This is a genomic window from Candidatus Allofournierella merdavium, assembly GCF_944382735.1.
Taxonomy (GTDB): domain Bacteria; phylum Bacillota; class Clostridia; order Oscillospirales; family Ruminococcaceae; genus Allofournierella_A; species Allofournierella_A merdavium.
Window position 1 is genome coordinate 1 of record NZ_CALWND010000008.1, and the last position, 20119, is coordinate 20119.

General features: G+C 57.3%; 20 protein-coding genes and 1 pseudogene. 12 read left to right on the forward strand and 9 right to left on the reverse strand.

The features are described 5' to 3' along the window. The coding region (locus ACH2A7_RS07815) for a recombinase zinc beta ribbon domain-containing protein (protein WP_394961197.1) at positions 1-699 on the forward strand (699 nt) is incomplete at its 5' end. A gap of 36 nt (positions 700-735) precedes the next feature. On the opposite strand, the gene ACH2A7_RS07820 is transcribed toward ACH2A7_RS07815, so the two are convergent. Next, on the reverse strand, positions 736-1092 hold the full coding sequence (locus ACH2A7_RS07820) for a YjdF family protein (protein ID WP_394961199.1): 357 nt from the start codon (positions 1090-1092) through the stop codon (positions 736-738). Further along, on the reverse strand, positions 1092-1628 hold the full coding sequence (locus tag ACH2A7_RS07825; protein ID WP_394961201.1) for a PadR family transcriptional regulator: 537 nt from the start codon (positions 1626-1628) through the stop codon (positions 1092-1094). The genes ACH2A7_RS07820 and ACH2A7_RS07825 overlap by 1 nt, the downstream gene beginning before the upstream one ends. A gap of 1048 nt (positions 1629-2676) precedes the next feature. Between ACH2A7_RS07825 and ACH2A7_RS07830 the strand changes: the two genes are divergently transcribed. From ACH2A7_RS07830 to ACH2A7_RS07880, 11 genes and pseudogenes are all read left to right on the forward strand, one after another. Beyond that, complete coding sequence (locus ACH2A7_RS07830) at positions 2677-3015, forward strand: hypothetical protein (RefSeq protein ID WP_394961202.1); 339 nt, start codon at positions 2677-2679, stop codon at positions 3013-3015. Beyond that, on the forward strand, positions 3015-3347 hold the full coding sequence (locus tag ACH2A7_RS07835) for a hypothetical protein (RefSeq protein ID WP_256290756.1): 333 nt from the start codon (positions 3015-3017) through the stop codon (positions 3345-3347). Before ACH2A7_RS07830 ends, ACH2A7_RS07835 begins: the two co-directional genes overlap by 1 nt. A 2-nt stretch (positions 3348-3349) precedes the next feature. Continuing rightward, positions 3350-3646, forward strand: a complete 297-nt coding sequence (locus ACH2A7_RS07840) for a hypothetical protein (protein ID WP_256290758.1) — start codon at positions 3350-3352, stop codon at positions 3644-3646. 12 nt (positions 3647-3658) lie between these two features. Continuing rightward, positions 3659-4009, forward strand: coding sequence for a hypothetical protein (locus ACH2A7_RS07845; protein ID WP_394961204.1), 351 nt, complete (start codon positions 3659-3661; stop codon positions 4007-4009). Next, a complete protein-coding gene (locus tag ACH2A7_RS07850) occupies positions 4006-4740 on the forward strand; it encodes a hypothetical protein (RefSeq protein WP_256290761.1) in 735 nt (244 codons plus the stop codon). Before ACH2A7_RS07845 ends, ACH2A7_RS07850 begins: the two co-directional genes overlap by 4 nt. Before the next feature lie 342 nt (positions 4741-5082). Next, positions 5083-5508 (forward strand): hypothetical protein, encoded by a 426-nt coding sequence (locus ACH2A7_RS07855; protein WP_394961205.1) that lies wholly within the window; start codon positions 5083-5085, stop codon positions 5506-5508. Between the two features lie 282 nt (positions 5509-5790). Further along, complete coding sequence (locus ACH2A7_RS07860) at positions 5791-6171, forward strand: Fur family transcriptional regulator (protein WP_394961206.1); 381 nt, start codon at positions 5791-5793, stop codon at positions 6169-6171. A gap of 5 nt (positions 6172-6176) precedes the next feature. Continuing rightward, a pseudogene (locus ACH2A7_RS07865) lies at positions 6177-7781 on the forward strand ([FeFe] hydrogenase, group A); the annotation flags it as partial. A 378-nt stretch (positions 7782-8159) separates the two neighbouring features. Continuing rightward, positions 8160-8564, forward strand: coding sequence for a bacteriohemerythrin (locus tag ACH2A7_RS07870; RefSeq protein WP_394961207.1), 405 nt, complete (start codon positions 8160-8162; stop codon positions 8562-8564). 292 nt (positions 8565-8856) lie between these two features. Then, entirely contained in the window at positions 8857-9804 is a 948-nt protein-coding gene (locus ACH2A7_RS07875; RefSeq protein WP_394961208.1) for an NAD(P)-dependent oxidoreductase, read from the forward strand. Between the two features lie 277 nt (positions 9805-10081). Next, positions 10082-11599 carry a 4Fe-4S dicluster domain-containing protein gene (locus ACH2A7_RS07880; RefSeq protein ID WP_394961407.1) on the forward strand — a complete coding sequence of 506 codons (1518 nt, stop codon included), beginning with the start codon at positions 10082-10084 and terminating at the stop codon, positions 11597-11599. 51 nt (positions 11600-11650) lie between these two features. Here the strand turns inward: ACH2A7_RS07880 and ACH2A7_RS07885 are convergent, their stop codons facing one another. From ACH2A7_RS07885 to gdhA, 7 genes are all read right to left on the reverse strand, one after another. Further along, a complete protein-coding gene (locus ACH2A7_RS07885; protein ID WP_394961210.1) occupies positions 11651-12643 on the reverse strand; it encodes a WG repeat-containing protein in 993 nt (330 codons plus the stop codon). Positions 12644-12670: 27 nt separating this feature from the next. After that, positions 12671-13156, reverse strand: coding sequence for a 23S rRNA (pseudouridine(1915)-N(3))-methyltransferase RlmH (locus tag ACH2A7_RS07890; RefSeq protein ID WP_394961211.1), 486 nt, complete (start codon positions 13154-13156; stop codon positions 12671-12673). A 2-nt stretch (positions 13157-13158) separates the two neighbouring features. After that, complete coding sequence (locus tag ACH2A7_RS07895) at positions 13159-13947, reverse strand: MBL fold metallo-hydrolase (protein WP_394961213.1); 789 nt, start codon at positions 13945-13947, stop codon at positions 13159-13161. A gap of 75 nt (positions 13948-14022) precedes the next feature. Beyond that, the gene (locus ACH2A7_RS07900; RefSeq protein WP_394961215.1) at positions 14023-15306 is read right to left on the reverse strand and encodes a UDP-N-acetylglucosamine 1-carboxyvinyltransferase; all 1284 of its coding nucleotides are present in this window, start codon (positions 15304-15306) and stop codon (positions 14023-14025) included. 284 nt (positions 15307-15590) lie between these two features. Beyond that, complete coding sequence (locus ACH2A7_RS07905) at positions 15591-17468, reverse strand: peptidoglycan DD-metalloendopeptidase family protein (RefSeq protein ID WP_394961216.1); 1878 nt, start codon at positions 17466-17468, stop codon at positions 15591-15593. 105 nt (positions 17469-17573) lie between these two features. Next, positions 17574-18476, reverse strand: coding sequence for an RluA family pseudouridine synthase (locus ACH2A7_RS07910; RefSeq protein ID WP_394961217.1), 903 nt, complete (start codon positions 18474-18476; stop codon positions 17574-17576). Positions 18477-18653: 177 nt separating this feature from the next. Further along, positions 18654-20003, reverse strand: coding sequence for an NADP-specific glutamate dehydrogenase (gdhA, locus tag ACH2A7_RS07915; RefSeq protein WP_394961218.1), 1350 nt, complete (start codon positions 20001-20003; stop codon positions 18654-18656). Positions 20004-20119 lie beyond the last annotated feature (116 nt).

Genomic DNA, 20119 nt, shown 5'->3' on the forward strand with positions numbered 1-20119 from the left:
AAGGAGGATAAGGACAGGTGCCTGAAAGACCAGATACTTGTGATTGCCCCACACGAAGCACTCATACCGTCTGACGTATGGCTGAAATGCCGGAAGAAGCTAATGGCGAATAAGTCCTTCCAGCAAGGCCGCAAACCGAAAAACACATGGCTTGCCGGAAAAGTCAAATGCGGACATTGCGGATATGCGCTAAAGGCCACGCACAATCCTAAAAGCGTTGAATATTTCCGTTGCACGAAACGTATTCAAACAAAAGGTTGTCCGGGCTGTGGGAAAATCCGCAAGCCTGAATTTGAGGAATTTATCTTCAATGCCATGCGGGCAAGATTTAAGAATTTTCAAGTCCGGCACGACAAAGAGGAAAAAGCAAATCCGAAACTGACCGCCTATCAGATCGAGCTTGCACAGGTCGAGGCCGAAATTGAAAAACTGCTTGATACACTGACCGGAGCCAATGCGACACTGCTTGCCTATGCCAACAAAAAAATTGAAGAACTGGACACTCGCCGCCAGACCATTTCAAAGGCGATTGCAGAATTGTCCGTTGAAACAATGTCACCCCAGAAGGAACAGGAGCTTTCCTATTATCTTGACCACTGGGACAGCATTGAATTTGATGACAAAAGGAAAGCCGCTGACGGCCTGATTATTTCAATCAGCGCAACCAGCGACCACGTTCAAGTAGAGTGGAAAATCTGAACACTCTTGATTTTGCCACTCTACTTACTTTCAAATCTAAAATTTCTTTTTAATCTTGTTTGTACCCCTTGTACACCGATGCTTGTTTTGTTCATGCTGCAATTTTAATGCCTGCTGTGCCTTTGTACCAATCCCGGGTTCCTGCAACTTACTGTGGATTTCCCGCTGCATCCGTTTGGGATTTATTTTCCGCTCCTCAACTTGTTTTGCTTTGATGGGCGGACTGAATTTCAGCTTGCTCCAATTTTTGAGCAGGAAATCCCATACCTCATAGTCCTTTGGCTCCGCACCAAAAGTAATTTTGCAAACCTCATACCGATCACCATCAATACGCTCGTAGATCCCGACCCAAAATGGATTTTCAAAGAATACCGTTAAGGTACTTCGTGCCATTACGGGGCGTTCCCCTCTTCGGAAAACTGGGCCGAAAAGGAATCCAACCATGCTAACAGCGCTTGATACAAAAGGCGCTGCTGATCAAAGATTGTCCGGCCTACCAAGGGAATGTCTGCATATTGCTGTGCATACCCCTCGTTTTTTTCCGCAGATGCAAGAATACTTTTCCGCAGCTTGCTGACAAGAGCTTGGGCAAGGGGACGATCCATTTTGTTGAGGTTCGTAATCACCACATTGAAGTCAAAGGTAAGCGGCACATTCTGTTCAGCGATAGTGTCCATCAGCGTTTCAAAGTAGGCTCTCCCGGCATCGGTAATCGAGTAAATTGCCTTTTCAGCAAACCGCTCTCCCTTTACCACATCGCTCGTAAGATAGCCTTTTTCTTTTAGTTGGAGCACTTTTTTGTAGACAGATGGGATGCTGATTTTTGTCCAGCGGGAGAAATTGTGGTACTCAATATCTTTTTGAATGTCATAGGCACTTTGGGGCTTTTCCAGCACAATCCCCAGAATCACTAAATCAATGGATGACATACATATCATCCTCCTTTACTATAAAATATAATACTATAAATTATAGTAAAAGTCAACGAAGAAAAGGCGGACAAGTCCCGTCAAATCCATAGGAGTTATACGGGAGTACACTAACGGCAAGCAGGGCAAGTGTGGCCACACTTGCTATTTTTGCAGCCCGAGAGGGCCGCAAAAACGCTTGTTGGGGAGCCTCCCCAAACCCGGCGCACAGCGCACTGTCTGCGGCCCAAGGGCCTTAACCTTGGGACAAATTGTCCCAAAGAGAAATGCTGGTGGATGGGCTTAACCGTCCCCAGTTCGTCAGATGTGGAAAGTGTTTCGTCCAAAATAAGCAAGTAAGGAAATTGCATTAGCCTCTCTAAAACTATGCTCGCAGGCCCTTGCAGATGGGGTGTTTTTACAGCTTAGTTTTCCACGCAGCGCCTCCGCTGCTCCGGAACAAAATGTTAGCAGTATTTGAGATAATCGAGAATGGATAAGAAAATCATATTGCTCCCGTCAAGAATGTGGTCGGAACCCCTTGCAAACTGGGCGTCGTTTAGGGCCAAATGCTAACATATTAGCTCTGCTCTTTGAAGTACTTCCAGTAGCAGAAAACACAGGAGATCTCCCGCCAATAAGGACACCCCGCACAAGGCGATCCTTCCGGGGCCTTCTGCGGGGCGGGCTTCTCATAACGAAGAACTTCTTTCATTATGCACTCATAGGGGTTGTTGGTAAAATTTATAAGTATAACCTCAGTAATGTTCAACCCTATCCCCCAAAGCACCATTTCATTGTATGTTTGCGTCGTACTGTCTATTTGTCAAACTTCATAAACAATATTGACGTTACAATTTGATTAATTTTAACGAGAAAATAGGAGTTTGTATCTTATATAATCTTGTTTAACTTGTTTATATATAGAACGGAACTTTAAAAACCACTATATAATGTGGTTTTATGGAATTAACACGGGAGAAAAATGGAGGTATTACAAGTTATATTACATTGAATATATTGACAGATATCACCCACATCTATATACTAAAATATGGAGGTGCAAATTATGGAAAATACTATTACGGAAAACTTACTAAGAGAATTGTTAGAAGAAGTTCAGCTTCTTACCGTACAGACAAAAGTTGATGCTTTGCAGAAATTTAAAAATGATTTTCTCACCTCCGACTTAAGACGGAATATGTATGACGCATTTGATGGCGAGAGAACTCTTCCGGAAATCAGCGATGATATTGGATGTAAAATCAATACGCTTCAAATATTTGCACAACAATTAGTCGATAAGAACTTAGTCGACTATACCTTTAAAGGAAATGCCAGAATCATTAAAAAATCATTATCAAAAATTGCATTGTATTATGCCAACAAGGAGTTAGGAGAGTCATAATGGAAGATAGCAAATTGGAAGCATTGTTTGAAGAGTTTCTTCTTATTTATAAAGTGGTAAATCGTAAAAATATCATTGATGTTTTGAGGTCTGAACTGAACACAGAACAGTTAATAGAAATTTACCAATATTCGAATGGTGAGAGATCTACCAGAGAAGTGTCTGCCGCATTAAAGAACAAGTGTTCCCATTCTACGATAGCCCGCATATGGAACAAATGGGCTTTACTTGGGTTAGTTGTTCCCGCCAAGCAAAAAGGGCGCTATAAGGCAGCATTTAATTTGGATGAATACGGAGTTTCTGGTGTCATTGAAGAAACAGAGGAGAAGTAACCATGGATATAAATGAACGTATTTTAGAAGAGCTTGTAGCTATAAGAAAAATGCTAACAATTTTGTCGCAGGACAAACTTTCGGATTTTAACGAACAACTTAGGACTAAGTACCTCACTACTGAGCAGCGTCAAAAAATGTATGATCTCTTCGACGGCACAAAGACACTAAAAGAAATCAGCGTGGAGGTTGGCACTTCATCCGAAGCAGTACGGCTATTTGCAGTTTCTTTAGAAAAAGCAGGGCTTTTGGAATATGTCGTTAATGCAAAATCAAAATGTCCTAAGCGGTTATTTTAGGGGGAATTTTGAATGAGTGAAAGCCAAGAACTATATGCTTCTGTAAATTACATCAAGCATAAAGTTGATGCAATCGAAAAAATTGAATTTTTGAATCTTCGTTCTAACAAGGCTCTTCAAGAAGAATACGTTGCTCTTTTGCAAGCAGATGAACTTCTTTTACGTGTCTATAAAACAATAGATGGGTCTAAGTCACAAAAAGAAATTGCCACAGAATTAGGGACTAACGAGATGGCAATTTCGCGAAAAATAATAATATTAGAGGAACACGGATTGATTGAAATTAAAGAAGTCGGAAAGAACGGAAAGAAAATACATAAATATTCCGTTGCAGAAAAAGCATTTAAGCTGTCTAAAATTTGAATATGGGTATTGATACATCAAAAACCGTTATTAGGATAGTTCAAGATTACTGTTTTAATAATTCTGCCCCTATACTAAGCAATGAATTTTCGCTATTTGTGTCAAGCTCAATCTCAGATGCAATCGAGCATAAAAGTCTTTCCGTTAGCGAGTTCACAAAAAAAGTCGCGAAGCGCAAAGATTTCTTTCAAGCAAATGATTTAAACGTTAGATCATTTTGCAAAGGATTGTTTGAAAAATTAAATTACGAGTTTTCTTTTCTCAGTGATATGTCTTTTGCGGCAGCAATAAATGAATTCAAGAGAAAAATGGAAAATGGCGTTTTCAAAGGATTTCCTAAAGATAAAATCGATGAAGACACCTTGCGTGGAGCACTTGTATTATTTATTCGGCAAGAAACTTTTTGCGAACCACGCTCTGGTGCCGGCAATAATGATATCACTATTCCTTCCGAAAAAACTATTATTGAAACAAAACTGTGGAAAGGTAAAGAATACTACAAATCTGGAATACCAGAATTATACAGCTATCTTGTGAGCTATAATTATTCTGAGGGGTACTATATAATCTTTGACTATAACAAAAATCCCAATGAAGTTATTCGAGAAAATGGCGAGATCTTTGATATAGCATACCAAGGAAAGAAAATACACATCTTTTTTGTAAAAATGAACGCCATCCCCCCCTCAAATATATATAAAGAATCTAAAAAGGCCACTTCCACAAAATAAGTAATTAATTCTATTTCTACAAGTTGATTAATAAGCCCTTGTAAAATACTGATTGCCCACACCCGAATACCATTTTGTGTTTATAATTTCCTGAAACCCTTAAATGACACTCCGACCAAATACCGCAGAGGTTTTCCTCTGCGGTATTTTTGTTATTGAGCCGCTCTCTTTGAGGGTGCCCCCTCTATCTTTTCCGCCACAGGGGGAGCCTTAGCATCTTCATCCGAGTGGGCAGTGTGTAAGGAAGAGCGCATTCTTGTCCTTGTTTTTAGTATAACTTATGCCATAATTCTATTAGTGTTCGTCATCACTGTTCGGTATATAGGGGAAGGGGTTCACAATATGAAAAAACGATTTGAAGCTTTTTTAATCGTTTGTCTTTCCATTTCCACTTTAATCTTTGCACTGCTCTGGCAAATTCAAAAAAACAACAAGGATGATATTAGGGCATTGGCGCAGGCCAGTGCCGCTGATGCTTGTATCCAGTTTGCCGAATATCAGACTGATGGTTGCGAAAGCAGCTATTGGTACGGGGTTGCGTCCTTTCGCTCTTTTCAGCAAGCATATCATTCATTGACGGAAGGAACAAATAAAGCCGTCAACTACACTTTCTGCAATGACGTATACGGGTGTTTGGTGTTGAGCCCGGAAATTAGCCAATCTTATATTTCAGAAATCATTGAAATCATGAGTATTCTTTCATCGGATGTCGAGGATGAAAATGGGTATGTTAGGATGTCAGAACTACGAAACACTCTAAAGCATTGAGTGCATCATGATAAAAACAAGACGGGTACATCACATTGATATTACCGGATTTCCACAGATCCTTTCATGACACTCGGGCCAAAGCCACCAGCCATTCAGCTGGTGGCTTTTTTGTTGTTTCATACGATTCGCGCCGCCGGCCTTTTCACACATGGCACGGTGCCGCGCCGCTTTTGGGGTTTTCCCGTGTTCTCGATAGTTTGGCCGTTTTGGGCCTCTTGACGGGGCACAAAATATCCATATAATAGAATTAAAATAATTCTAAAATCAGGGTGTTGGAATATGCTGACTAAGTACGGAAAGAAAATTTTAGAGATCGTGACCGCCTCCTCCGGCCATATGACGGCTGAGGAGATTTTTGACGCCCTGCGGCAAACCTATCCCGCCGTGGTGCTGGCCACCGTGTACAACAACCTCAACCGCCTGTGCCAGGAGGATCTGATCCGGAAGGTATCGGTGGAGGGCATGCCTGACCGGTACGACCGCACGCTGCGTCACGATCACCTGGTGTGCAAGCAGTGCGGCAGATTGCTGGACATCGATCTCGGCGACCTGACCGCGCAGCTGGAGCAAAAGGCAGGGATCTCCATCCTGTCCTATGATTTGAAGCTGATGTATTTGTGTGAAGATTGCAGAAAAAAACTGTCAAAGAAAGGAATGTGAAGAAACTGAACCATCTGCCCTTATCCGTCCGCGTCCCCATTGAGGCGGACAACCCCAGCATTGTGCGCTGGGAAGAAAAGTGTATCCGCTGCGGCATGTGCAAAAACGCCTGTGCCGATCTGATGGGGGTGCACGGCACCTACACATTGGAACAAACCGGCGGGAAAGCCGTCTGCATCTACTGCGGCCAGTGCGCCAACGCCTGCCCGGTGGACAGCATCACTGAGCGGGACGAGATCGTCCCGGTACAAAAGGCCATCGCCGACCCCGAAAAGGTGGTGGTGATCAGCACCTCGCCTGCCGTCCGCGCCTCTTTGGGCGAGGAGTTCGGCATGGAGCCCGGCGCCTTTGTTGAGGGAAAAATGGTGGCGCTTCTGCGGGCGTTGGGCGCCGACTATGTGCTGGACACCAATTTTGCCGCCGACCTGACGATTGTGGAAGAGGCCAGTGAACTGATCCGCCGGATCACGGAGAAGGACCGTCCCCTGCCCCAGTTCACCAGCTGCTGCCCCGGCTGGGTACACTTTGCCGAGATCTATGCGCCGGAACTGCTGCCTCACCTGTCCACCGCCAAAAGCCCCATCGGAATGCAGGGGCCCACGGTGAAGACCTACTTTGCCGAAAAGATGGGGCTGGACCCCGGGCGGATCGTGCACGTTGCCCTGACCCCCTGCACCGCCAAAAAGTTCGAGATCCGGCGCAGGGAGATGCGCGCCGCCGCCGACTATCACGGCATCGAAGGATTGCGGGACACCGACCAGGTGATCACCACCCGGGAACTGGCCCGGTGGGCCAAGGCCGCCGGGATCGACTGGAACGCCTTGGAGGACTCCCCCTATGACTCCCTGATGGGCAGGGCTTCCGGGGCCGGGGTCATCTTCGGCAACACCGGCGGCGTGATGGAGGCCGCTCTGCGCACCGCCTGCGAATACCTCACCGGCCAGGCTGCGCCTCCGGCGCTGCTTCAGCTCGAGCCTGTCCGCGGCTATGAAGGAGTGCGGGAGGCCCAGGTAAAGATCGGGGAACTTACACTGCAGGTGGCTGTGGTATACGGCACCCGCAATGCCCGGCACTTTCTGAAAGGCATGAAACAGACCGGCAAGCAATATCATTTTGTGGAGGTCATGGCCTGTCCCGGTGGCTGCATCGGCGGCGGCGGGAAGCCCAAGGACATGACAAAAGACGCCGACGACACCCGCAGGCGACGCATCGCCGCCCTGTATCGGCGGGACGGCTCCATGGCCCTGCGCACCAGCCACGAAAACCCCGAGATCAGGGAGGTCTACGCGGCATTTTACGGCCAGCCGCTCAGTCCCCTGGCCGAACGGATGCTCCACACCGCCTATCAGGACCGCAGCGACCTGCTGGGCGAGCCTCAAAAAGAGCGGCTGCAGGCCGCGGATGAGCCGCCCGCTCCCGGTTTTTCTGCGCCGACGGCACGCCCCTTGCCGGATCGTATTTCCGGCAGCGCGGCCGCACCGGAAGAAGAGGAACGGCCCATGATCCAATGGAAATGCAAAATCTGCGGGTACATCTACGAGGGCGAGACCCTGCCCGACGGTTTTACCTGCCCCCTCTGCAAGCAGCCCGCCTCCGCATTTGAGAAACTTCTTTGAGATTTACGGCGGTCTCTGTTGCGTCCGGAAAAAGCGGGCAGCGCACTCCGTGTCCGCTTTTTCCTGCTCCCCGCAGAAGGATGGATGCGTGTGCCGCGCGCCCTGGCGGGCGAACACAGCGGCGCTTTGAGGTTGGGCGTAAATGTCTCTATGAATATTTTTTCAGGATCACCGGATAAATTCGCGATGGCGTGGTATCATATATAATTAATGTTGTTTTAGCCAGTACTTAGGGACACACCCAATGGCCGGGCTCGCAGGGGGTCAAGCGTTTTCTGAACGTTCCTGCCCGGCGGGGAGCAAAGACGTGGCGGCAACAGGCCGGCCGCCAATGGTCGCATTGTTTGATCGAGTTATAAGGAGGAGAGACGAATGGCTTATCAATTCACCAAGGACCTGGAAACCGGAAACAGCGTCATCGACTCGGAGCATCGCCAGTTGATCGCCGCTGTGAACTCGCTGCTGGACGCCTGCTCGAAAGGGCAGGGGCGCACCCAGCCGTCCAGCACCGCGAACTTTCTTTTGAACTACACCGAGAAGCACTTTGCGGACGAAGAAGCGATCCAGTCCAAAAACCATTATCCGGATTACCTGCGCCACAAGAAGATCCACGACGATTTCAAAAAGACGGCGGCCGGCCTGGTGAAAAAGACCGAGGCCGAGGGGCCCACCGTGGCGAACGTAGGCCAGATCAACACCCTTCTGGCCGGATGGTTGCTGAACCACATCAAGGGAGAGGACAAAAAGCTGGCGGCCTATCTCAAGAGCATCGCGTAAAAAGCGCAAAGCCATTGGGCCGGGACACGGCGCACATCCGTCGGCGGGGCAGGTAACGTCTGCCCCGCCGACGTGTTTTTTCCTTCCCTGGCCGGCAGGCCGGGCCTGCGCCGTTTGCAGCCATCCGCCGGGTATCCTTCTTCCTTCCCCGCCGGGAAAAAGCGGTCGTCGGTGTGGACAACTTTTTTATTCGGTGCTACAATAAGACCCGGACGTGCCCCGCCCGACGCGGGGCAAAGCAACAACGCAGTGAGACGGGCCCCGCCGGCCCGTGGCGAAAGGAAGCTTTTATATGAACATTGTTTTACTGGAATCGCTGGGCATCCCCGACAGCCTGCTGGCGCGCTACACGGCCGACCTTGTCGCCGCCGGCCACACCTTCGCCGCGCACGCCCGCACCTCCGATGTGGAGCGCCTGATCGAGGAGGCGCAGGATGCGGACGTGCTGATGCTGGCCAATATGCCGCTGCCGGGCGAGGTCATCCGCGCCTGCAAGCACCTGAAGTTCATCGATGTGGCCTTTACCGGCGTGGACCATGTGGACCTTGCCGCCGCGCGCCAGATGGGTGCGGCGGTGAGCAACGCCTCCGGCTACTCCAACGACTCGGTGGCGGAGCTGACGGTGTGCATGGCGCTGGCGCTGCTGCGCAACCTGCCCCAGGTGGAAGAGCGCTGCCGCACCGGCGGCACCAAGGACGGACTGGTGGGGCAGGAACTGCGGGGCAAGACCGTGGGCCTGGTGGGCACCGGCGCCATCGGCTCCCGGGTGGCCCAGCTGTTTGACGCCTTCGGCTGCCGCGTGATCGCCTCCAGTGATTTCAGCCACAAGCCGGACACCGAACTCATCACCTATCTGCCCCTCACCGAGGTGCTGGCCCAGGCGGACATCCTCAGCCTGCACTGCCCGCTGAACGACTCCACCCGCGGCCTCATCGGGGCCGACGCCATCGCCCGCATGAAGCCGGGCGCGCTGCTGCTCAACGCCGCCCGCGGCCCGGTGGTGGACACCGCAGCCCTGGCCGCTGCGCTGCATGCGGGTCATCTGGGCGGGGCCGGCATCGACGTGTTTGAGGCCGAGCCTCCCCTGCCCGCCGACCATCCCCTGCTGCACACCCCCAACACCATCGTCACCCCCCATGTGGCCTTTGCCACCGCGCAGTCCATGGAAAAGCGGGCGGCCATTGTCTTTCACAGTCTGGACTGCTGGCTTTCCGGCGAGCAGATCAACAAGATCCTCTGATTTTTTTGCACCCATCGCCCGCCCCGCGCCGCCGGGGCGGGCCTTTTTCCGCCTCCGGGCCCGTTCCCGCCGGTCGGGTCCTCCGCCCCTTCCACAAAGCGCCCGGGCGTGTGTGCGCTTTTTTTGTGTAATCGTTAAATTTTTGGCATTTATCATGGAAAAGTGCATTCCGCCCTTGGCGGCGGGGCATCTTTATGGTATAGTTTTACTGTGAATCATCGCGACCAAAGCTGTTTGCGATCGCAAATTCCGGAAAGGAGTTCCCTCTATGAGCACAATGCGCGGTATCTACACCACCGTGACCGACATCCGCCGCAAGGTATTTACCGAGGTAGCCCGTCTGTCCTATGAAGGGCAGGACTACGCCGCCGAGATGGTAAAGCTGCCCTACAAGATCATCCCCGGCGAGGTGGGCACCCATCGAAACAGCATCTTTCTGGAACGGGCCATCGTTTCCGAGCGCATCCGCCTGGCCATGGGGCTGCCCCTGCGCCCGCTGGACGAGCAGGCGCCCACCAACGCGGGCATCGAGAACAGCGTGATCGCCAGCAAATACTACGATCCGCCCCTCATCAACATCATCAAGTTCGCCTGCTCGGCCTGCCCGCCCAAAAAGGTGGAGGTGACCGAGATGTGCCGCAGCTGCCTGGCCCACCCCTGCAAGGAGGTGTGCCCCAAGGACGCCATCCAGTTCACCCCCGGCGGCCGGTCGGTGATCGACCAGGACAAGTGCATCAAGTGCGGCAAGTGCGCGGATGTGTGCCCCTACCACGCCATCGTGAAGATGGAGCGCCCCTGCGCCGCCGCCTGCGGCATGAACGCCATCGGCTCCGACGAGCTGGGCCGCGCGAAGATCGATCAGGACAAGTGCGTCTCCTGCGGGATGTGCCTTGTGAACTGCCCCTTCGGCGCCATTGTGGACAAGGGCCAGATCTTCCAGCTGATCCAGAGCATCCGCCAGGGTGACAAGAACTACGCCATCGTGGCGCCGGCCTTTGTGAGCCAGTTCCCGGGCCTGACCCCCGGCAAGCTGAAGGCGGCCATGCGCCAGCTGGGCTTTGTGGACACGCTGGAGGTGGCCATCGGCGCCGACCTGTGCACCATCGAGGAGGCCAAGGACTTCATGCGCGAGGTGCCGGAGTACCAGCCCTTCATGGCCACCAGCTGCTGCCCCAGCTGGAGCGTGATGGCCAAAAAACTGTTCCCGGAACTGGCCCAGCACATCAGCATGGCCATGACCCCCATGGTGCTGACCGCCCGCCTTGCCAAGAGCAAGCTGGGCCGGGACATCAAGGTCACCTTTGTGGGGCCCTGCTCCGCCAAGAAGCTGGAGGCCAGCCGCCGCACCATCCGTAGCGACGTGGACTTTGTGCTCACCTTTGAGGAACTGATGGGGATGTTCGAGGCCAGGGGCGTCAACTTTGAGGAACTGGAGGCGGAACCCGGCGACGATTTCGACCGCGCCAGCGCCGACGGCCGCGGTTTTGCCGCCAGCGGCGGCGTGGCCAAAGCCGTGGTGGACGCCATTCATCAGATAGACCCGGACCGGGAGGTCAAGGTGGCCAGCGCCCAGGGCCTTGCGGACTGCAAACGCCTTTTGATGATGGCCCGGGCGGGCAAGTACAACGGCTACCTGCTGGAGGGCATGGGCTGCCCCGGCGGCTGCGTGGGCGGCGCCGGCACCCTGGCCGACCCGGTCAAGGCAGCGGCCGCGCTGGCAAAGTACACCGCGGAAGCCCCCATGAAATACTCCACCGAAAGCCCCTATGAGATCGACCTCGCTTTCCTGAAATAACAAACAAGCCGCCCGCCGGTTGTTCCGGCGGACGGCTCTTTTCTATTCGGTTCATGCGGCCCAGTCGCTGAGGAGGATGACGCCCCAGCCGTCGGCGGTCTTGACCCACGCCTTGCCGCCCGAGGCGGTCTGGGCGTTCTCAAAGGTCATCACCGTCTTTTCGCTGCCGGCGGTGTTCACATAGCCCCAGCCGCTGCCGGTATTGACCGCGGCCAGGCCCTCGTTGAAGGGGCGCACCTCGCTGTAGATGAAGGGCACCGCCTGCTGGCCGGTGGCGGCGTTTACAAAGCCCCACAGGCCTGCCATCTTGGCGGCGAACAAGCCCTCGGAGGCGCTGTTCACCTGCTCGTAGATCACGTTGTCCAGCGGTTTGCCGCTGGGCAGAATGATGATGTCCCCCTGCTTTTCCCCGATGGTGACCGCGGTGTCGGTGCCGTCAATATAAGTATCCTCCGGGCCGCCGGCCCCCTCTTTCGGGGTGATGCTCACCGCCTTGGCGATGAAGGGCTGGTTGGTGCTGACCTGTATATTGTCCCAGCTGATCAGCCAGTCAACGTCCTCCACATAGACGGTGCCGCTGTTCACGTCATAATAGACATTGCTGGAGCCGGTGCCGTGGCCGCCCGCCCCCACAACGGTGCCGTCCTGCTCGTAGACCTCGCTCTCGTCGGCGTTGGTGATGCCGCACACGCCGCACCAGTGCACGTCCTTCTCGGCGGGGATGCGCACCGTTCCCTCCAGGTCGATCACGCCGGTCTTGCCGTTCTGCACAAAGAAGGCCAGCTGGTCCTGCTGGGCAAGCTGAGTGGTCTGGGGCTTCTCATAGTCCGCCAGGCTGCCGGTGATCTCGATGTCTGTGCGGGGCGCCACCGCCCAGCCCGGCTGGGGCGCAGCGCTGGTCTGCGGGGCCGCAGTGGGCATGGGGGCGCTGGTGCGCTCAGGACCCACCACCTCCACCGGATAACTCTCGGACGTCGCCTTGCCGCAGGCCGCAAGGCTCAGGGCCAGGGCGGCGGCAAGGCACAGGGAAAGGATCTTTTTCATGTGGGCGAACCTCCTTTTTCGCGGGTCTTACTTGTGATATTTGCCGTGGTTGTTGATGGAAAAGGCGCGGTAAAGCTGTTCGGCCAGCACCAGCCGCGCCAGCTGGTGGGGCAGGGTGATGCGCCCCAGGCTGATGCGGCAGGCGGCGGCCTGTTTCACCGCGGGCGCAAGGCCGTGGGACGAGCCGATGACAAAGGCCATGTCCCCTGTGCCGCCCACCGCCTGCCGGGCGATGAGGTCGGCCAGCTCCTCGCTGCTGACCAGCTTGCCCTCCACGCAGAGGGCGACGATCGCCGCGCCTTTGCGCACGCTGGCAAGGATGGCCTTGCCCTCCTTTTCCAGCGCCTTTTCGATGACGGCGGGCCCGGCGTTCTTTTCGCTGACGGTCACCTCGGGCAGTTCGATGACGCGAAATTCGCACAGGCCCCGCAGCCGCTTCTGGTACTCCGCCACACCCGCCGCGCAATAGGCGGCGTTCAGCTTTCCCACACAGATCAAATCGATCCTCTGCATCCTCAAAACTCCATCCAGTCGCTGGGTTCCGACCGCTTCTGGGCCTGCACCCACACCCCAGGGCCGGGGGTCACGCCCGCCGCCACAAGGGCGCTGCGCACCGCCCCCAGGGCCAGGTCGGGGGTGTTGTTCTCCTTGCTCAGATGGCACAGCGCAAATTTTTTGCAGCCCTGCTGCACCAGCTCCAGGATCTTGGCGGCACACTCGTTGTTGTCCAGGTGGCCCCGGGGCGACTCGATGCGCCGCTTTAAGTAATAGGGATAGCTGCCGTAGCGCAGGCTGTGCAGGTCATAGTTTGCCTCCAGCGCCACCAGATCGGCCCCCGCCAGGGCGGTGTGCACCTCCCCGGTCAGGCAGCCCAGGTCGGTGGCGATGGCCATCACCGAGCCGTCCGGCGCGGTGATGCGAAAGCCACAGCAGGGCACGTCGTGGCTGGTGGGAAAGGCGGCGACGGTAAAGCCGCCCACCGGCTCCGAACGGCCCTCGATGGCGATGAGTTCCGCGCCCGGCGGGGTCACGCCCAGCCCGTCCAGATGGTCCAGAGTGGCGGCGCTGCCGTAGACCGGCACGCTGTAATGCCGCAGGAACACGTTGAGCCCGGCGATGTGGTCGCTGTGTTCGTGGGTGACGAGGATGCCCCGCATCCCGCCCACCGAAAGGCCCAGCGCCTTTAGGGCGTTCAGGGTGATGCGGCAGCTCTTGCCCATGTCGATGAGCAGATACTCGTCGCCGCAGCGCACCACCGAGCAGTTGCCCGAGGAACCGGAATACAGAGATGTGAAGAAAGCCATGGAAACCTCTCGTTCTGTTAAGTATCAGAAAAGGGCTGTGCGCGCTTTGCGGCGGCACAGCCCCGATGTTCTGTTTTAAAGCGCCTGGGGCAGCACCGACACGGGTTTTTCCACCCGGCGGATGTCGGCGCCGAGGCCCCGCAGCTTTTCCACCAGGTCCTCATAGCCGCGCTCGATGTGATTGATCTCGTCGATCTCGCTGGTGCCCTTGGCGGCCAGCGCGGCCATCACCAGGGCGGCGCCGGCCCGCAGGTCGGAGGCGCGCAGCGGCGCGGGCTGCAATTCCGGCACGCCCTCGATCACCGCCACCTGGCCGTCCACCTGGATGTTGGCGCCCATGCGCACCAGCTCGTCCACATAGCGGAATCGGTTCTCCCAGATGCCCTCGGTGATGATGGAGGTGCCCCGGGCCAGGGTGAGCAGCACCGTCATCAGGGGCTGCATGTCGGTGGGGAAGCCCGGATGGGGCATGGTCTTGATCTTCAGCGGCAGAAGGTCGCCGGTGCGCACCACCCGCACCGCGTCGTCGTACTCCTCGATGATGCCCCCCGCCAGTTCCATCTTGGCGGTGATGGGCTCCAGATGCTTGGGGATGACATTTTTGATGAGCACGTTGCCGCCGGTGATGGCGGCAGCCACCATATAGCTGCCCGCCTCGATCTGGTCGGGGATGATGGAGTAGGTGCAGCCGTGCAGCGCCTTGCGGCCCCGGATCTTGATGACGTCGGTGCCGGCGCCGCGCACGTCCGCCCCCATCATGTTCAGGAAGTTGGCCAGGTCCACGATGTGCGGCTCCTTGGCCACGTTCTCCAGCACAGTCTGGCCCTCGGCCAGCACAGCGCTGAGCATGGCGTTCATGGTGGCGCCCACCGAGACGGTGTCAAAGAAGACATGGGCGCCCACCAGCGGCTGGCCGGACACCTCGATCATGCCGTACTCCACCGAGTCCTGCGCGCCCAGGGCACAGAAGGCCTTCAAGTGCTGGTCGATGGGGCGCGGGCCCAGGTTGCACCCGCCGGGCATGGCCACCTTGCCGGAGCCGAACCGCCCCAGCAGCGCGCCCAGGAAATAATAGCTGGCCCGCATCTGGCGGCTCAGCTCGTCCGGCACCTGGGTGGCAACGATGTGGGTGGTGTCGATCTCATAGCTGTTCTTGGTGAGCATGCGGATCTTCGCACCCAGGGCGCTGAGGATCTGCAGCGACACCGTAACGTCGCTGATGGCGGGCAGATTCTCGATGACGCACCTGTCCGCCGCGAGGATGGTGGCCGGCAGGATGGCCACCGCCGCATTCTTCGCGCCGCTGATGGACACTTCGCCGGTAAGGGGTTTGCCCCCGTTGATCACAAATTTCTCCAATTGGACGACCTCCGCATAGGCACTCTTGCAGGCCCGAAAGGGCCGTGCCGGGCACTGTAACTGCTATATTATACACCGAACGGCGCAAAAAGGGAACCCTTAGGGGTAGTATTTGCCGAATTTGTAACTTCTATGCTCAAAAGTTCCATCCTTTCCCTCCGGTTTTCGCCCTGTATCGCCCCGCAGCGACAGCCATTTTCCCCTCTGTTTCGCGCAAAACCCGGCTGTGACCGCAAAAAGCGCCCTTCCTCCTCACGGAGGAAGGGCGCTTTTGCAACGATCGGTCACATGCCGGCGAAGTACTTGTAGGCACTGATGCGCACGCCGTTTTCGAACATCTCGAAATGGCAGTGGTTGCCGGTGGAGTTGCCGGTAGAACCCACATAGCCGATCACCTGGCCCTGGCTCACCGCCTGCCCCGCGTGGACCGCCAGGCTGCTGCAGTGGGCGTAGAGCGTCTGCCGGCCGCCGCCGTGGTTGATGATGATGTAGTTGCCGTAGCTGTAATGCCAGCCGGCGGTGGTGACCACGCCGCCGTCGGAGGCGATGATGGAGGCGCCGTAGTTGGCGCGGATGTCCACGCCCTTGTGGCTGGAACTCATCCAGCGGCTGATGCCCTTGTAGGAGGGCACCGGCCAGACCCAGGTGCCGTTGGTGCCGGAGACCACCATGCCGTTGGCCAGCTTGGTGCCCCGCAGGCGCACCCGGGTGACCGGCTCTTTCAGGGTGGTGCGGCTGATCTCCACCGTCTCGGGGGTGTTGGAGTCGCCGTAGTAAGTATCTTCGTAGACCACTTCGTCCAGGCCTTCCTCGCCCTCCTGCTCGATCTTGTAGGTGTCAAAGGGAAGGTCGGCGGAGTCCTGGGTGATGGTGTCGTAGTCGATCGACTCCTGCACCGTGCGGGTGACGATCCGCTTGACCTCCAGATAGGGCATCGCCTGGCTGATGGTGAGCACATCGCCCACAAAGAAATCCTCCAGGATGTCCTGCTGGGGGTTTTCCGCCTGCAGCTGGCTCACCGACAGGCCGAACTTGCTGGCCACCGAACTGGGCACGTCGCCCTTTTGCACGGTATAGGTCACCTCGCCCTGCTCCTCGCCGGTGAGGATGTCGATAATGCCCTGCAGGTCGGTGAGGGAGTCGGTGAAGTAGAGGTTGCCGTCCTGCAACTCCACATCCTTGGTGAATTCCACCCGCAGGTTGGGATTGTCCGGATCCTCATAGGGCGCCTTCAGACCGTCGATGAACGCGTGGAGCGCCTCGCCCTCGGTGGTGACCGCCAGCAGGCTGCCGTTCACATAGATGGCGGTGGCCTCCTGGATCTCGTCGCTGGACTCCTGTAGCAGGACGTTGGCCATCTGCGCCTCATCCATCAGCGTATCGGAGACGTCCAGCGAGTAGGTGGGGGTGATGGTGAATTCCCGGCTTTCGTCGCCCAGCGCGTCGATGCGCTGGGTGAGCTCGGCGGTGGCGGCGTCGAACACCTGTTCGCTCTGCACATGGCCCACGACCTTGCCGTTGATCTCCACCGCCAGCACATAGTTGTAGCTGAGCACGGTGTTCACCACATAGACGAAAAGGCCCAGCGCCAGCAGCGGCAGCACATAGGCAAAGGAGGGGCGGATCAGCGGCGCGTAACGGCGCACGCCCCGGCCGAAGTAGGCCAGGCCCTCCCCCACTGCCTTTGCTGTGCCCACGTTCTTTTTCTCCTGGCGCACCAGCGCGGCAATGTTTTTGCTGCCGTTCCACAGGCGCACAAACGGAGCGGAAACTTCTTTCCAGGCGTTGAGCAGGCTCTTGCCCGCTGTGTTTTTAAAGAACCGGCCCACCGCGCACGCCCTCGCGCGCAGCAACTCCCCAAAGCGGCGCAGATGCCGGCCGGCCCGCAGCACAGTGTACTCGGCCCAGAAGCCCACATCGTACAAAAACTGGCCCAGCACCGCGGTCTGCGGTTTCTGCTTGGCCTTGGTCACCAGGGGATCCAGCGCCTTTTTCACCTTCTGGGGCGGAACGGGCCGCCGTTTTTTCTTCTTTGCCGGGGCCGCTTCGGCCTTTTCCGGGCTGTCGGCAGCGGCGGGCGCGTCGGCGGGCGCGGCCGCCTGCCCGTTCTCAGGCAGCGCCTGCTCCCCCTGTTCCTGCGGCATTTTTTCCTTGATCGCCATGGGCGCTGTGTCCTCCTTTCCTGAAGAAATGCCCTCTCAGGGCGCATGTCCGTGTTTTATTGTACACTTCCCGCCCCCCGCCGGACAAGCCGAAGGCACGGTTTTTCACAGGATTTTCAAATCCCCGTCACATTTTGCCAAAGCGGCCATGTCCGGCGGCAGCGGGCTTTCCACCCGCACGGTCTGGCCGTCCGCCGGCCGTTTGAACTCGATGCACCCGCAGTGCAGCGCATGGCGGGCGATCGCCCCCCTGCCGCCGCCGTAGAGGTCATCCCCCGCCAGAGGGCAGCCGATGTGGGCAAAGTGCACCCGCAGCTGGTGGGTGCGCCCGGTGAGGGTGCGGGCCCACACCAGCGTGTAGCGCCCGCAGCGGCGCACCACCTGGTACTCGGTGCGGCTGGGTTTGCCCCCGGAGCACACGCAGCGCAGGATGATGCTGCCCGGCGCCCGGCCGATGGGCGCGTCGATGAGGCCCTTTTCCGCCGGGGGCGTGCCTTCCAGCAGCGCCAGGTACCACTTTTCGGCGCTTTCGGCCAGCAGCGGCGCGGCGAAGGCGTTTTTGGCGCAGAGCACAAGGCCGGAGGTGTTGCGGTCGAGGCGGTTCACCGGGCGGAACACCCCCGCCTTGCCCCGCCGGGCCAGCAGGCCCATGTAGGCGTTGGCCAGCGTGCCGTCGGCGTAGTTCAGGGTGGGGTGCACCGCCGTGCCCGCGGGCTTGTCCAGCAGGATGGCGTGCTCGTCCTCATAGGCCACGGTGAGGGGAAGGTCCTGAGGCGCCACGGTGGTGGGCGGTTCGGGCGGCAGGGCAAAGCGCACGGTCATGCCCGCGGCCACCCGGTCGCAGGTGCGCAGGGGCCGGCCGTCAGCAAAAAAGCCGCCGGCGCGCTTGACCTGACGCACAAGGCCCGCCGACACCCCCATCCTGCCGATAAAGTCCCGCAGGGTGCAGCCGTCAAAGCGCTCCTCCACCGGAAAGGTGAGTTCGGCGGGCGTCTGCTCATGCGGCACGCGCCCACCTCCCCGCCGTTTGTTTTATGTGACGTACTTTTACATTTTAACACAAAAGCCATCGCCGCGCAACCGCCGGGGGCCGCCCAGTTCCAACCGCCTTTGTCAGAGGATGGAAAAAAGCGCCGCCCGCCGGTGTTCCGGCAGGCGGCGCAGTTTGCGGTATGTTTTGAACGGTCAGTAGGCGATGCCCTGGGCCACCATGGCGTCGGCCACCTTCAAGAAGCCGGCCACATTGGCGCCCACCATCAGGTTGCCCTCCACGCCGCACTCCTTGGAGGCGTCGTAGGCGGCGTGGAAGATGCCCTTCATGATGTCCTTGAGGCGCTCGTCCACCTCGTCGAAGGTCCAGGAAAGGCGCAGGCTGTTCTGGCTCATCTCCAGGCCGCTGGTGGCCACGCCGCCCGCGTTGGCCGCCTTGGCGGGGCCGTACAGCACGCCCGCCGCCAGGAAGACCTCGATGGCCTCGGGGGTGCTGGGCATGTTGGCGCCCTCGCACACCACCTTGCAGCCGTTCGCGATCAGCGCCTTGGCGCCCTCGGCGTCCAGCTCGTTCTGGGTGGCGCAGGGCAGGGCGATGTCACAGGGGATGGTCCAGATGCCGGAGCAGCCGGCGGTGAAGGTGGCGCCGGGCCGGGCGTTGGCATACTCCACGATGCGGGCGCGGCGCACCTCCTTGATCTGCTTCATCAGGTCCAGGTCGATGCCGGCGGGGTCGTAGACGTAGCCGGAGGAATCGCTCATGGCCACCACCTTGGCGCCCAGCTGGGTGGCCTTCTCGCAGGCGTAGATGGCCACATTGCCGCTGCCGGAGACCACCACGGTCTTTCCGGCGAAGCTGTCGTTCTTCATGCAGGCCAGGGCCTCCTGGGTGAAGTAGCACAGGCCGTAGCCGGTGGCCTCGGTGCGCACCAGGCTGCCGCCCCACTTCAGGCCCTTGCCGGTGAGCACGCCGGTGAACTCGTTGCGCAGGCGCTTGTACTGGCCGAAGAGATAGCCGATCTCCCGGGCGCCCACGCCGATGTCGCCGGCGGGCACGTCGGTGAACTGGCCGATGTGCTTGGAAAGTTCGGTCATGAAGCTCTGGCAGAAGCGCATGATCTCGGCGTCGCTCTTGCCCTTGGGGTCAAAGTCGCTGCCGCCCTTGCCGCCGCCCATGGGCAGGCCGGTGAGGCTGTTTTTGAAGATCTGCTCGAAGCCCAGGAACTTGATGACCGAGGCGTTCACGCTGGGATGCAGCCGCAGGCCGCCCTTGTAGGGGCCGATGGCGCTGTTGAACTGCACGCGGAAGCCACGGTTCACCTGCACCTTGCCGGCGTCGTCCACCCAGGCCACACGGAACTGGATGAAGCGCTCGGGCTCCACGATGCGCTCCAGCACGCCGTTGGCCTCGTACTCCGGGTGTTTCTCGCAGATGACCTGCAGGCTCTCCAGCACCTCGCGCACCGCCTGCAAAAATTCCTTCTCGCCGGGATTGCGCTGCTCCACCTGGGCATACACCCGGGCCAGATATTCGTTTTTGATCATGAACATAGACCCCTTTCATTTGTACTTTCCACTCTGCCGCTTTAGCGGCCCACAGTGTTAATTATAAAGGGCCAGCAGCTGTATTGCAAGAAAAATTTGGTGGCGCGCGGCCTTGC

Bases quoted from the DNA above. Each gene is read 5' to 3' on its own strand.
- ACH2A7_RS07820 (WP_394961199.1), bottom strand. From the start codon at position 1,092: ATGGCACGAAGTACCTTAACGGTATTCTTTGAAAATCCATTTTGGGTC.
- ACH2A7_RS07825 (WP_394961201.1), bottom strand. From the start codon at position 1,628: ATGTCATCCATTGATTTAGTGATTCTGGGGATTGTGCTGGAAAAGCCC.
- ACH2A7_RS07830 (WP_394961202.1), top strand. From the start codon at position 2,677: ATGGAAAATACTATTACGGAAAACTTACTAAGAGAATTGTTAGAAGAA.
- ACH2A7_RS07835 (WP_256290756.1), top strand. From the start codon at position 3,015: ATGGAAGATAGCAAATTGGAAGCATTGTTTGAAGAGTTTCTTCTTATT.
- ACH2A7_RS07840 (WP_256290758.1), top strand. From the start codon at position 3,350: ATGGATATAAATGAACGTATTTTAGAAGAGCTTGTAGCTATAAGAAAA.
- ACH2A7_RS07845 (WP_394961204.1), top strand. From the start codon at position 3,659: ATGAGTGAAAGCCAAGAACTATATGCTTCTGTAAATTACATCAAGCAT.
- ACH2A7_RS07855 (WP_394961205.1), top strand. From the start codon at position 5,083: ATGAAAAAACGATTTGAAGCTTTTTTAATCGTTTGTCTTTCCATTTCC.
- ACH2A7_RS07860 (WP_394961206.1), top strand. From the start codon at position 5,791: ATGCTGACTAAGTACGGAAAGAAAATTTTAGAGATCGTGACCGCCTCC.
- ACH2A7_RS07870 (WP_394961207.1), top strand. From the start codon at position 8,160: ATGGCTTATCAATTCACCAAGGACCTGGAAACCGGAAACAGCGTCATC.
- ACH2A7_RS07875 (WP_394961208.1), top strand. From the start codon at position 8,857: ATGAACATTGTTTTACTGGAATCGCTGGGCATCCCCGACAGCCTGCTG.
- ACH2A7_RS07880 (WP_394961407.1), top strand. From the start codon at position 10,082: ATGCGCGGTATCTACACCACCGTGACCGACATCCGCCGCAAGGTATTT.
- ACH2A7_RS07885 (WP_394961210.1), bottom strand. From the start codon at position 12,643: ATGAAAAAGATCCTTTCCCTGTGCCTTGCCGCCGCCCTGGCCCTGAGC.
- ACH2A7_RS07890 (WP_394961211.1), bottom strand. From the start codon at position 13,156: ATGCAGAGGATCGATTTGATCTGTGTGGGAAAGCTGAACGCCGCCTAT.
- ACH2A7_RS07895 (WP_394961213.1), bottom strand. From the start codon at position 13,947: ATGGCTTTCTTCACATCTCTGTATTCCGGTTCCTCGGGCAACTGCTCG.
- ACH2A7_RS07905 (WP_394961216.1), bottom strand. From the start codon at position 17,468: ATGGCGATCAAGGAAAAAATGCCGCAGGAACAGGGGGAGCAGGCGCTG.
- gdhA (WP_394961218.1), bottom strand. From the start codon at position 20,003: ATGATCAAAAACGAATATCTGGCCCGGGTGTATGCCCAGGTGGAGCAG.